Here is a 12,553-nt window from a genome sequence, read left to right as displayed (position 1 = left end):
GGTCAGCAGTACCACCAGGTGCCGGGCGGGATGACGGTGTCGCCCGGCCGGAGGTTGCCGGTGTGGGCGTTCGAGACCCGGCAGAGCGCGTCGGCGGCCGTGTTCGGGTCCTGGTCGCGCGGGGTGTGGGTGAACTCGTCGAGCGCCTGGGTCTGTTGGCCGATCCCGGCGTTCTCCTGCTCGCCCTTGCCCGCGACGCCCTCCAGGCAACCGCGGTCGGTGGCCGGGCAGTTCTCGATCTTCTCCTTGTTGCCGGCGCTGGTGGTGCAGGCCGGGCTGCCCCCGCCCCCGCCCGCGCACGGGTCGGACGCGCCGGGGGAGGCGGGCCGCGGCGGGGTCTGGGCGGCCTGCACGTTGGTGATCATCGGGCGGCAGCCCGGATTGGTGCTCGGGGTGCCGTAGGTGAAGGTGACGGCGGGGGCGTCCTCGGCGGCGGTGAAGGAGTAGCTGCGGCCGGTGGACCAGTTGGCCGAGCCGGTGGCGTTCTTGGTGGTGTAGGAGCCCGGCTTGTTGTCCGGCCCGGCGACGGACACCGTGTACGGGCGCCCGCCACCGGAGTTGACGCAGGAGTCCGGGTTGTCGTCCCAGGTCAGGGTGACGCTCGCGCCGGCCCGGACACCGCGCACCCGGGTGCCGATCGGCGTCGAGGTGGTGACGGCCAGCGCCACGGCCTGGAGCTTGAGCGGGTGGCCGGCCCGGGTGGCGGACACCAGCAGGGTGTCGCCCGTCCAGTCGTCGGCCTTCCCGCCCCAGACCTGCCCGTCGGGCACGGTGGGCGAGGAGAGCGTGGCGTTGGCCACCACCGCCGTCCCGCTGTCGGCCGCTCCGGACGGCCACGGCACGGCCAGGGCGAGGGCGGTTCCGAGCGGGACGGCCAGCAGGCGGGTGAGCGGCACGGGGGGCTCCAGGAGGGGGGAGGGGGTCACGGGGCGAGCGGGACGGCGCGGGTGGCCAGGCCCGGCGGCGGGGCGTCCAGCGGGGTCAGCCGCCTGTCCGGGCCGGCCGTGTTGTCGGGCGTCCCGGCGGTCGGCCGGGCGGCGCCGCAGCGCTGCAGCTCGACCTCGGTGAGCGGCCCGGTGCGCTGGTAGTAGCGGTCCGGCAGCGAGGTCGCCGGGACGTCGAAGGTGGCGTCCAGCCGGTAGTTGTTGCGGGAGTTGGTGAACGAGCCGGTCACCCGCTCGCGGGCCGGCTGCACCTCGATCCAGCTCACCTCACCGGGCTGGATCACCGGGTTCAGCGGCTTGCTGGTGGTCCGCGACCAGGTCAGCGGGTTGCTGGTGGACACCGCCGCCGCGTTCCCGCCCGCCACACCGAACCCCGCCTCGACCTGGCTCGCCACGTTCGGGCGGCTCTTGGCCAGCTCGGAGCGGCTGGGCAGCAGCGGGGCGCCCTTGAGCGCGTAGTACTGGGTGAGGCTGTCGTACGGCGGCTCGGTGACCTCCAGCTTGCGGTCGTCGGTGATCGCGTTGCGGGTGCAGTTCAGGTACACCTCGCCGACGATCCGGGTCTGCCCGTAGTACTGGTACGAGTACCGCTTGTCGACCGTGAACGTGCAGGTGGTCGGCGAGCCCTCGCAGTCGTCCACCGCCACGCCCGGCTCCAGCGGGTCGTTGCCCCGGTACGCCTTCGGCGGCGGCAGCTGCTCCTTGCGGACCTTCTGGTCGACCGGTGCGGGCGTCTGCACGGCCTGCACGTTGGTGATCAGCGGGCCGCAGGACATCGACCCGGCGGGCTCCGCCGAGTCGAAGGACACCATCGGGTTGTCCTCGGTCGCGGTGAACGGGAAGGCGCGCCCCGTCGTCCAGTTGGCGGTGCCGACGCTGTCGCTGCCCTTGGTGGTGACCTGCGGGTCGGGCGCGGGCCCGTCGGTGATCAGCGAGACGTTGTACGTCTGGCCGTCCTTCACCTGCTCCGGCGTGCAGCCCCTGTACGTGCTCGGGCTGTCGTCCCAGGTGAGGGTGACGGTGGAGCCCTTCCGGACGCCCCACAGCCGGGTGCGCAGGGTCAGCGGCGCGCCGTTCCAGTTCAGCGAGGCCGCCTGGTAGCCCTGCGGGTGCTGGGCCAGCCCCTTGCCGAACACCACGCCGCTGTTCTCCGGCGACCAGCCCGCGTGCCCGGCCTGGGTGCCGTTGTCGGGCGCGACCGGATCGGCGAAGGTGCCGTTCGGGACGGTCGCCCCGACCTGGTCGGCGGCCCGCGCGGCGGGCGGCGCGGCCGTCAGGGCGAGGGCGGCGGTGAGCAGGACGGACCCTGCGGTGTACGGGAGTTGGCGTCGCATCAGCACTGTCCCCACTGGCTCGGCGGAATGACCATGTACTCGGGCGGGAGACCGTCGGTGAGGGCGTTCGACTGCGGGCAGAGGTGCTGGGCGGCCGCGTCCGGGCTCTCGTCGCGCGGGATGTCGTTGAAGTCCTGGACGGCGGTGGTCTGTTGGGCGATGCCGTCGTTGGTCTGCATGCCGTCCCCGGCGACACCGCTCAGGCAGTCGCGGCCGGTGGGCGGGCACTTGGCGACCTCGCTCCCGGCCTGGCCGACGTCCGCGCACTGGCCGCCGCCCGCGGCCTCCCCCGAGCACGGGTCGGAGGCGCCCTTCGGCGGGGCCTTCGGGGCGGTCTGCGCGGCGGACACGTTGCTGATCGACGGCTGGCAGTCGGGCTTCGCGTTGGACGCGTCGAAGGAGAAGACGACCTCGGGCGAGTCCTCGGCGGCGGTGAAGGAGTAGGACCGGCCGACGAACCAGTTCGCCCTGCCGGTCGGGTCGTTGGTGGCGAAGCTGCCGGGCCGGTCGGCGGCGCCCGGGGACGAGACCGTGTACGTCCGCCTGGCGACGCCCTTGGCCGCGCAGGTGTCGGGGTTGTCGTCCCAGCTGAGGGTGACCGTGGCGCCCGCGCGGACGGCGCGCAGCCGGGTGCTGAGCGGGGTCGCCGAACCGGGGGCGGCCAGGAAGGCGGCCTGGTAGCCGCGCGGGTGGGCGGCCCGGGCGGCGGAGAGCAGGCCGGGCCCCTCCCAGCCGTCGATGGCCAGGTACGCCCAGGTCGAACCGGACGGGACCTGCGGGGAGGCGAAGGTGCCGTTGACCACCACGGCCGGCTCGGTGTCCTCGGCGCCCGCCGGGGCCGGAACGGACAGAACGCAAGCGCTACTGAGGGTGATGGCAAGGATTCTGGCGGGTGAGGTCCGGAGCAACGGGTTCCTCCCTGAACTCGGCCACAGAGCCGATCGGTTGACGGCTGACCGGGATTTCCGACGGTCAAGATCCCTGGCCATGCTGGGTAGATCGACTACGCACCGCAACCGATGGCGGACCGAACGGGGGGTGTGCGGAGGATCCACTGCGCCGTTGGCATGGAAAGCGGTCCGTGTCCGCACGAACCCGGTGGCGGCGGGTTAGGCATTCCGACGATCGGACCGTCACTTCTCGACTTCGACCACGACTTCGACTTCGACCCGAGTCGGACCGCCGCCGCACGCCACCCGTGCCGTGCCGAGCCGAGGCCGACCGCGACCACGAGGCACCGATGACACCCCACTCCCGGAGCGCCGCCCTGCTCGCGGCCGCCGCCCCCTGCCTGCTCGCCTGCCTGCTTGCCGCGCCCCCGGCCGCCGCCGCGCAGGGCGACCGCCCCGCACCGCAGGGCGACCGCCCCGCACCGCAGGGCGACCGCCCCGCACCGCAGGGCACCCCGCACACCCTGCACCGCCCCGTCGACAAGATCCACCCCGTCCAGCCCCCGCCCGGCCGGCTCGCCCGGGGCGAACCCGTCCAGCGCACCGCCCCCGCCCCGCCGACCCGTTGACACCCCGCCCGCCGGGGCCCGTCCCACCACGACCCGCACGTCCATGGAGGAACCACCGATGCACCGCAAGCTGCGCCAGCTGCCCGCCGTCACCCTGCCCGCGATGGTGGCCGGACTGACCCTGGTGTGCACCACCGCCCTGCCGGCCGGCACCGCGTCCGCCTACGACCTGCGGCTGCGCGCCTGGGGCAACAACGCCAACGGGCAGCTCGGCGACGGCACCGCCAAGACCCAGCGGCTCACCCCCGTCTCGGTGGTCGGCATGGCGGGCGCCGAACTCAACGGCATCGCCGCCGGCGGCACCACCAGCGGCACCACCGTCACCGGGTTCGCGCTCGCGCTGCTCGGCAACGGCACCGTCGAAGCCTGGGGCAGGAACGACAAGGGCCAGCTCGGCAACGGCACCACCAGCGCCACCGAGGACGCGTCCGTCCCCGGCCTGGTCGCCGGACTGACCGGAGTCGAGGCCGTCGCGGCGGGCGGCGCGCACGCCCTCGCCCTGCTCAAGGACGGCACCGTCAAGGCGTGGGGCGACAACGCCAAGGGCCAGCTCGGCGACGGCACCACCAACGCCGCCAATCTGCCCGTCACCGTCGCCGGGCTCTCCGACGTCAAGGCGGTCGCCGCCGGCGACACCTTCAGCATGGCCCTGCTCAAGGACGGCACCGTCAAGACCTGGGGCAACAACGACAAGGGCCAGCTCGGCGTCACCCCGGTGCCGGTCAGCTCCACCGCGCCCGTCCCCACCCCCGCTCCCGCCACCCGCAACACCGCGATGACCATCCCCGGCCTGACCACCGTCAAGGGCATCACCGCCGGGGCCAACCACGCCCTCGCCCTGCTCGCCGACGGCCACGTGTACGCCTGGGGCGACAACGCCAAGGGCCAGCTCGGCGACGACACCACCGCCGGCAAGCCCTACCCCGTGCCCGTCCAGGAGCTCACCGACGTCGTCGCGCTCTCCGCCGGGGCCACCCACAGCCTCGCCCTGCTCCAGGACCACACGCTGCGCGCCTGGGGCGCCAACGACAAGGGGCAGATCGGCGACGGCACCACCACCCAGCGCAACACCAGCGTGCCCGTCCCCGGCGTGACCGGCATCGAGGCGATCGCCTCCGGCGCCGCGCACAACCTCGCCGTGCTCGCCGACGGCACCGTGCAGGCGTGGGGCCTCAACGACAAGGGCCAGCTCGGCGACGGCACCACCACCCAGCGCAACACCCCCGTCGAGGTGCTCGCCAAGTCCGGCAGCGTCTCGCTGATCTCCGCGCCCAGCAACGGCAACTTCAGCCTCGCGCGCTGACCGCCGCCCGCCGCCCGCGCCGACCCGCCACCCTTTCGAGAAAGGCCCTCCATGACGTCCGCTCAGACCACCGCCACCGCCCGCCGCTCCCGGCCGCGCTCCGCGCTGCGCCCCGCCCTCGCGCTGCGCCCCGCCCTCGCGCTGGGCCTGGCCGCGTTCACCGCGCTCAGCCTGACCGCCGTGCCCGCCGGGACGGCGCACGCGCAGGAGAAGCGGCTCAAGGCGTGGGGCAACAACCGCTCCGGGCAGCTCGGCGACGGCACCTGGACCGACTACCGCACCACCGCCACCACCGTGCTGGGCCTGACCAGCGCCGAGGTCGTCAAGATCGCCGCCGGCGGCGGCGGTTCCGCCACCGGGCACGGGCTGGCGCTGCTCACCGACCGCACCGTGCAGTCCTGGGGCGCCAACGGCTCCGGGCAGCTCGGCGACGGCAGCGTGTTCAGCCACAACGCGCCCGGCCAGGTCGTCAACCTGACCAACGCCCGGGACGTCGCCGCCGGCGGCTGGCACAGCCTCGCGCTGCTCGACGACCAGACCGTGGTCGCCTGGGGCCGCAACAACTACGGGCAGCTCGGCAACGGCACCAACACGGACAGCAGCGTCCCCGTCCGGGTCGAGGGCCTCAACAAGGTGGTGGCGATCGCCGCCGGACTCAACCACAGCCTCGCGCTGCGCGAGGACGGCACCGTCTGGGCCTGGGGCTACAACATCAACGGGCAGCTCGGCGACGGCACTTCGGCCAGCCGCAACGTGCCCGCCCCGGTCGGCGGCCTCAGCGGCGTCACCAAGATCGCGGCCGGGTGCAACCACAACCTGGCCCTGGTCGGGCCGCCCAGCGGCGGCACCAAGCCCACCAGCGGCAACGCGGTCAAGGCGTGGGGCTACAACGCGACCGGGCAGCTCGGCGACAACAGCACCATCAACCGGTACACGCCCGTCGACACCCAGGGCATCTGGCTCGGCGGCGTCTCGCAGATCGCCGCGGGCTGCAACCACAGCCTGGCCGTCACCGACAGCGACAACAAGCTCAAGGGCTGGGGCCAGAACACCTCCGGCCAGGTCGGCGACGGCACCACCGACTACCGGATCACGCCCGTTCCGGTGCCCGGCATCAAGGGCGTCCAGCTCGTTGCGGGCGGACGCGAGCACACCATCGTGCTGCTCGGCGACAACACCGTCCGCTCCTGGGGCGCCAACGGCTCCGGCCAACTCGGCAACGGCACCACCACCGAGAGCAGCACCCCGGTCACCACGCTGACCGCGCTGACCGGCGTCGACAAGATCGCCGCCCCGGTGGGCGGTGACTTCAGTCTCGCCAACTGAGGCCGGTGGAACGGGCGTTCAGCGGCCCGCGCGATGCCCGCGCGGGCCCTTCGGCGTCCTTCGGTGTCCTTCGGCGTCCTTCAGGGGGTGCGGACGGGCCGGCTCAGGCAGGCCCGGTCGGCCGGGTCGAGGCCGAACGCCGCCTCCTCGGCGAGGAGTTCGCGCAGCGCCGGGGTGAGATCGGCGGGCGGCACCTCGCGGAAGCCGAGGCGCAGGTAGTACGGGGCGTTCCACGGGACGGAGCGGAAGGTGCTCAGGGTGACGGCGGGCATCCGCTGCTCGGCCGCCCACTCCTCGACCCGGTCGATCAGCCGGGCGCCCAACCTCCGCCCAGCGTACGACGGGTGGACGCTCACCTGCTCGACGTGCGCACGGCCGTCGAGCGGCCGGGCCAGCACGAAACCCGCCAGGCGGTTGCCGTCGGCCGCCACCCACAGCAGGCCCAGGCGCTGGGGCGGGGCGAACTCGGCTGCGGCGGGCGGCGGTTGGTCGGCGACGGCACCCATGCCGACGGCGTGGAAAGCCTGCCCGGCGGCGAGTTGCAGGGCCGGGAGGTGCGGAAGGTCGGCCGGCGCGGCCGGGCGGACGGCGAGGGGCACCAGGGGATTCCAACACGGGGCGGGCCGGGCGGGCCAGGGGATTGCGGGCGTCCTTGACAGGGCGGGGCGCTGGCAGGAAGGGTGAGGTATAGACCACTTGGTTCCGGTCGTACCGTCAACCCGCTTGGAGGAGAGGCATGGTCGCGCTGGGTGATCCGGGGTCGTTCGCCCGGTTCGAAGCCGTGCTGTTCGACTGCGACGGCACCCTCGCCGACACCCACCCCGCCCACCACCTCTCCCTCGCGGCGACCCTGGCGCCGTTCGGGGTGGACGTCAGCCGCGAGTGGTACGCGGGATACACCGGGACGTCCACGCCGGAGACGATCAGGGCTGCGCTGGCCGGTCAACAGGCTGCCCTGGACGACGAGTTGGTGGGCCGGCTGGTGGGCGAGTGCGGCGAGCGCTACCTCGACCACCTGGCCGCCGTCACCGAGATCGCCCCCGTGACCGCCCTGGCCCGGCAGCTGACCGGCCGCCTCCCGCTCGCGGTCGCCTCCGGCGGGACGCGCCGCACCGTCGAGGCGACCCTGCGCCACCTCGAACTGGACGGCCTGTTCACCCGGGTGGTGACCCGGGACGAGGTGGAACGGGGCAAGCCCGCCCCAGACATCTTCCTGCTCGCGGCCCGGCAGTTGGGCGTCGCCCCGGCGGCCTGCGTGGTGCTGGAGGACGCCGACAGCGGCCTGCTCGCGGCCCGCCGCGCGGGGATGGCGGCGGTGGACGTGCGGGGGCGGTGAGCGGTCAGCGGCCGCCCGGCAGTCCGAGGCGCATCGCCAGGTACGGGGCGGTGCGGCTGGCGGGGGTGGTGGCGACGGTGGCGGGGGTGCCGGTGGCGAGGACGCGGCCGCCGCTCTCGCCGCCGCCGGGGCCGAGGTCGATGACGTGGTCGGCGCCGGCGATCAGGTCGAGGTCGTGTTCGGCGACCAGGACGGTGGCGCCCGCGTCGACCAGGCGGTGCAGTTGGGCGGTGAGGAGCTCGCTGTCGGCGGGGTGCAGGCCGGTGGTGGGCTCGTCCAGCAGGTAGAGGGTGCGGTTGCGGCGGGCGTGCTGGAGCTCGGCGGCGAGCTTGACCCGCTGGGCCTCGCCGCCGGACAGCTCGGGGGCGGGCTGGCCGAGCCGCAGGTAGCCGAGGCCGACCTGCTGGAGGGTGGTCAGGACGCGGGCGGCGGGCGCGGTGTCGGCGAGGAACGCGGCGGCCTCGTCGACGGTCAGGGCGAGCACGTCGGCGATCGTGGCGCCGCGGTAGGCCACCTGAAGGGTCTGCGGGTTGTAGCGGCTGCCGCGGCAGTCCGGGCACGGGCTCCAGGCGGTGGGCAGGAACAGCAGCTCGACCTCGATCGCGCCCGCGCCCTCGCAGGTGGGGCAGCGTCCGGCGGCCACGTTGAAGGAGAACCGGCCCGCGCCGTAGCCGCGCGCCCTCGCCTCCCCGGTGGCGGCGAACAGCTTGCGGACGGTGTCCAGCAGGCCGGTGTAGGTGGCCAGGTTGGAGCGCGGGGTGCGGCCCAGCGGGGTCTGGTCGAAGGTCACCACCCGGAGGCCGTCGGGGGTCGGGCCGTCGGGGGTCGGGCCGTCGGCGGTCGGGGCGGCGGCGTCGGCGACCGCCGCGAGCAGCGTCGACTTGCCCGCGCCCGACACGCCGGTGACGGCGGTGAGCACGCCCAGCGGCACGTCCGCGTCCAGGCCGCGCAGGTTGTGCCGGGTGACGCCGCGCAGCCGCAGCACGCCGGTGGGGGTGCGGTGGCGGGACGGCGGCGGGGGCGGCGGGTCGAACAGGAAGCGGCGGGTCGCGGAGGCGTCCACCGCCCGCAGGCCGTCGACCGGGCCGCTGTGCAGGATCCGGCCGCCGCCGCTGCCCGCGGCCGGGCCGACGTCCACCAGCCAGTCGGCGCCGCGCACCACCGCCATGTCGTGCTCGACCACGAACACCGAGTTCCCGGCGGCCCGCAGTTCGGTCAGCACGCGTTGCAGCGCCTCGGTGTCGGCCGGGTGCAGGCCCGCCGAGGGCTCGTCAAGGACGTACACCACGCCGAACAGGCCGGAGCGCAACTGGGTGGCCAGGCGCAGGCGTTGGAGTTCACCGGTGGAGAGGGTGGGGGCGGTGCGGTCGAGGGCGAGGTAGCCGAGGCCGAGGCGCTCCAGGGCGGTGAGGCGGTCGGCCAGGTCGGCGGTGAGCAGGGCGGCCGGGCCGTCCCCGGCGGTGTGCGGGCGCAGCAGGTCGGCCAGCCGGGCGGCGGGGAGGGCGGCCAGGCCGGTGATCGGCAGCCCGGCGAAGGTCACGGCGAGGGCCTCGGGGCGCAGCCGGTGGCCGTGGCAGTTCGGGCAGGCGGACTGCTCCAGGAAGGCGGCGGCCCGGGTGCGGGCGGCCTCGCTGCGCGACTCGGCGAAGGCTTTGAGGACCAGGCGGCGGGCGCTGCTGTACTTGCCCCGGTAGGGGCGCTGGACGCGGCCGGGCTCGCGCTCGGGGTGGACGGTGACCACCGGCTGCTCGTCGGTGAACAGGATCCACTCCCGTTCGGCGGCGGGCAGTTCGCGCCAGGGCCGGTCCAGGTCGTGCCCGAGCGCGCCCAGGACGTCGCGCAGGTTCTTGCCCTGCCAGGCGCCGGGCCAGGACGCCACGGCGCCCTGCCGGATCGAGAGCGAGTCGTCCGGGACGAGCGAGCGCTCGGTGACCCGGTGCAGCACGCCCTGCCCGTGGCACTCGGGGCAGGCGCCCGCCGGGGTGTTCGGCGAGAACGCGTCGGAGTCCAGGCGCGGCGCGCCCGGCGGGTACGTGCCGCAGCGGGAGAGCAGCATCCGCAGCAGGTTCGACATGGTGCTGATGGTGCCGACGGTGGAGCGGGAGGAGGGGACGGAGCGGCGCTGCTCCAGGGCGACGGCCGGGGGCATGCCGGTCACCGCGTCCACCCGCGGGGCCTCGACCTGGCGCAGCAGGCGGCGGGCGTACGGGGAGACCGACTCCAGGTAGCGGTGCTGGGCCTGGGCGTACAGGGTGCCGAAGGCCAGCGAGGACTTGCCGGAGCCGGAGACGCCGGTGAACGCGACCACCGCGCCGCGCGGCACCGCCACCGTCACGTCGCGCAGGTTGTGCACCCGGGCGCCGCGCACCCGCACCATGCCGTCGTCGTCGATCTCGCCGTGGTTCACCGCGCCACGCTAACCCGGGGGCGAGTGCGGGGCGGGGAGCGGCACGGGACGGGGAGCGGCGCGGGGTTGAAACTTTCTGAAAGTACTTGCGAGTGGGGGAGGGTGAGCTGGGCGGATGGTGGGGAGGTGTATACCTTTTCGGCGGATTGGCTACCCGGTTTCTGTTTCCGGCAGGTGTGGATCCGAACGCAAGGAGATGAAATTTCTTGCACTGATGTCTTGACGGTGTGTCGTGCCGGGGTGGATCGTCTTCCCGTTCCCTCCTCAAGTCCCCCACCACCTTGGGAGATCCGCCGATGACCCCTGTCCGTAGAACCGTGCCGGTGGCCGCCGCGGCCGGCGCACTGGTCCTGGGCGTGCTGCTGCCGCTCGGCCTGCAGGGCACCGCACAGGCCGCCGCGACGCCCAACGGCGGCGACGTGATCGCCAACCTGTTCCAGTGGAACTGGAACTCGGTCGCGAGCGAGTGCACCGACGTCCTGGGCCCCAAGGGGTACGGCGCCGTGCAGGTCGCCCCGCCGCAGGAGTCGATCTCGGTGGCCGGCCACCCCTGGTGGGAGGTCTACCAGCCGGTCTCGTACAACCTGAACAGCCGGATGGGCACCGACGCGCAGTTCCGCGCGATGGTGACGGCCTGCCACAACGCGGGCGTGAAGGTGTACGCCGATGCGGTGATCAACCACATGGCGGGCACCAACCAGAGCAGCACCACCGGCTACGGCGGCTCGGCCTTCAACCCGTCCGGGTACAGCTACTCGGCGGTGCCCTACAGCAAGTCGGACTTCCACGGCTCCCCGCCGTGCCCCAATGCCGACCTCGGCATCAACGACTGGAACAACGTCACCCAGGTCCAGGAGTGCCAGCTGCTCAACCTCTCGGACCTCAACACCGAGAGCGACTACGTCCGCGGCAAGATCGCCGGCTACCTGAACACGCTGATCGGCGCGGGCGTCGACGGCTTCCGGGTGGACGCCGCCAAGCACATCGCCCAGGCCGACATGGGCAACATCGTCTCCCGCCTGAACGACACCCGGTGGGGCGGCCGCCCGTACGTCTACCAGGAGATCTTCCCGGGCAGCGGCGGCCAGCTGGCGCCCGCCGCGTTCGAGGGCAACGGCAGCGTGCTGGAGTTCACCTACGCCTCCAAGCTCTCCCAGCAGTTCAACGGCAACATCGCCAACCTCAAGACCTTCGGGCAGAGTTGGGGATTCGAGCCGAGCGACAAGTCCGCCGTCATGGTGACCAACCACGACCTCGAGCGCGACAGGACCACCCTGACGTACAACGACGGCTCCAAGTACAAGCTGGCGCACGTCTTCGAACTCGCCTGGGGCTACGGCACCCCGCAGGTCTACTCCGGCTTCCGGTACAACAACAAGGACGACTCGCCGCCCGCCGACGGCAACGGCTTCGTCACCGACACCAACTGCGCCAACAACACCTGGACCTGCACCGACCGCGACCGGGGCATCGCCAACATGGTCGGCTGGCACAACGCCACCCGCGGTGAGGCCGTCGCCAACTGGTGGGACAACGGCAACAACGCGATCGCGTTCAGCCGCGGCAGCAAGGGCTGGGTCGCGATCAACAACAGCGGCTCCGCCGTCACCCAGACCTTCACCACCGGCCTGGCCGCCGGCACCTACTGCGACGTCATCCACGGCGACGTGAGCGGCTCCGACTGCACCGGCCCGACCGTGAGCGTCGACGGCTCCGGCAAGGCCACCGTCACCGTCAACGCCGGCGACGCCGTCGCGCTGTACACCGCCACCACCGGCACCGCCAGCCCCAGCCCGAGCAGCAGCGCCAGCCCCTCGCCGTCCGCCAGCCCCTCGTCCTCCGCCAGCCCGACCAACCCCGGCGGGACGGTCACCGAGACCTTCAACGAGAACAAGACCACCGTCACCGGCCAGAACGTCTACCTGGTCGGCTCGATCGCCCAGCTCGGCAACTGGAACCCGAACGCGGCCGTCGCGCTCTCCCCGGCCGCCTACCCCGTGTGGAGCGGCAGCCTCCAACTGCCCGCCAACACCGCCTTCGAGTACAAGTACATCGTCAAGGACGCCTCCGGCAACGTCACTTGGGAGAGTGGCGCCAACCACAGCGCCAACACCGGCGCCACCGGCGGCATCCTGAACGACAGTTGGGGCGGCGCGGGCAACACCGGCAGCACCGGCCAGGTCACGGTGAACTTCTCCGAGAACCGGACCACCGTCTACGGCCAGAACGTCTACCTGATCGGCTCCACCGCCCAGCTCGGCAGCTGGAACCCCGCCGCCGCGCTGCCGATGTCCTCCGCCTCGTACCCGAAGTGGACGCTGTCGCTGACGATGGCCGCCAACACCGCCTTCGAGTACAAGTACATCGTCAAGGACGCCTCCGGC

The 12,553-nt window shown here is 73.4% G+C and carries 10 protein-coding genes; 5 read left to right on the top strand and 5 right to left on the bottom strand.

From position 1 onward, the window contains the following. Positions 1 to 2 precede the first annotated feature (2 nt). The 3 genes from ACFUEL_RS23235 to ACFUEL_RS23225 are packed head-to-tail and all read right to left on the bottom strand — an operon-like array spanning position 3 to position 3,084. Positions 3 to 896 (bottom strand): hypothetical protein, encoded by an 894-nt coding sequence (locus tag ACFUEL_RS23235; RefSeq protein WP_380238600.1) that lies wholly within the window; start codon positions 894 to 896, stop codon positions 3 to 5. A gap of 26 nt (positions 897 to 922) precedes the next feature. Continuing rightward, positions 923 to 2,278 (bottom strand): hypothetical protein, encoded by a 1,356-nt coding sequence (locus ACFUEL_RS23230; RefSeq protein ID WP_380238598.1) that lies wholly within the window; start codon positions 2,276 to 2,278, stop codon positions 923 to 925. Next, positions 2,278 to 3,084: a hypothetical protein gene (locus ACFUEL_RS23225; protein ID WP_380238596.1), complete on the bottom strand. Its 807-nt coding sequence runs from the start codon at positions 3,082 to 3,084 to the stop codon at positions 2,278 to 2,280. The genes ACFUEL_RS23230 and ACFUEL_RS23225 overlap by 1 nt, the downstream gene beginning before the upstream one ends. 434 nt (positions 3,085 to 3,518) lie before the next feature. Between ACFUEL_RS23225 and ACFUEL_RS23220 the strand changes: the two genes are divergently transcribed. The 3 genes from ACFUEL_RS23220 to ACFUEL_RS23210 are packed head-to-tail and all read left to right on the top strand — an operon-like array spanning position 3,519 to position 6,426. Beyond that, positions 3,519 to 3,797, top strand: a complete 279-nt coding sequence (locus ACFUEL_RS23220; protein WP_380238594.1) for a hypothetical protein — start codon at positions 3,519 to 3,521, stop codon at positions 3,795 to 3,797. Between the two features lie 58 nt (positions 3,798 to 3,855). Continuing rightward, positions 3,856 to 5,100 carry an RCC1 domain-containing protein gene (locus ACFUEL_RS23215; protein WP_380238592.1) on the top strand — a complete coding sequence of 415 codons (1,245 nt, stop codon included), beginning with the start codon at positions 3,856 to 3,858 and terminating at the stop codon, positions 5,098 to 5,100. A gap of 51 nt (positions 5,101 to 5,151) precedes the next feature. Further along, entirely contained in the window at positions 5,152 to 6,426 is a 1,275-nt protein-coding gene (locus ACFUEL_RS23210) for an RCC1 domain-containing protein (RefSeq protein ID WP_380238590.1), read from the top strand. A gap of 80 nt (positions 6,427 to 6,506) precedes the next feature. Here the strand turns inward: ACFUEL_RS23210 and ACFUEL_RS23205 are convergent, their stop codons facing one another. After that, positions 6,507 to 7,025 (bottom strand): GNAT family N-acetyltransferase, encoded by a 519-nt coding sequence (locus tag ACFUEL_RS23205; RefSeq protein WP_380238588.1) that lies wholly within the window; start codon positions 7,023 to 7,025, stop codon positions 6,507 to 6,509. Between the two features lie 137 nt (positions 7,026 to 7,162). On the opposite strand from ACFUEL_RS23205, the gene ACFUEL_RS23200 reads away from it, so the two are divergent. Continuing rightward, a complete protein-coding gene (locus ACFUEL_RS23200) occupies positions 7,163 to 7,762 on the top strand; it encodes an HAD family hydrolase (RefSeq protein ID WP_380238586.1) in 600 nt (199 codons plus the stop codon). Between the two features lie 4 nt (positions 7,763 to 7,766). On the opposite strand, the gene ACFUEL_RS23195 is transcribed toward ACFUEL_RS23200, so the two are convergent. Next, entirely contained in the window at positions 7,767 to 10,139 is a 2,373-nt protein-coding gene (locus tag ACFUEL_RS23195; protein WP_380238602.1) for an ATP-binding cassette domain-containing protein, read from the bottom strand. Between the two features lie 326 nt (positions 10,140 to 10,465). On the opposite strand from ACFUEL_RS23195, the gene ACFUEL_RS23190 reads away from it, so the two are divergent. Then, the coding region (locus tag ACFUEL_RS23190; protein ID WP_380238584.1) for a carbohydrate-binding module family 20 domain-containing protein at positions 10,466 to 12,553 on the top strand (2,088 nt) is incomplete at its 3' end.

The organism is Kitasatospora sp. NPDC057198 (genome assembly GCF_042670125.1).
In the GTDB taxonomy this organism is placed as follows: domain Bacteria; phylum Actinomycetota; class Actinomycetes; order Streptomycetales; family Streptomycetaceae; genus Kitasatospora.
The sequence above is the reverse complement of the archived record's forward strand: the minus strand, read 5'-3'. Positions and strand labels throughout refer to the sequence as shown.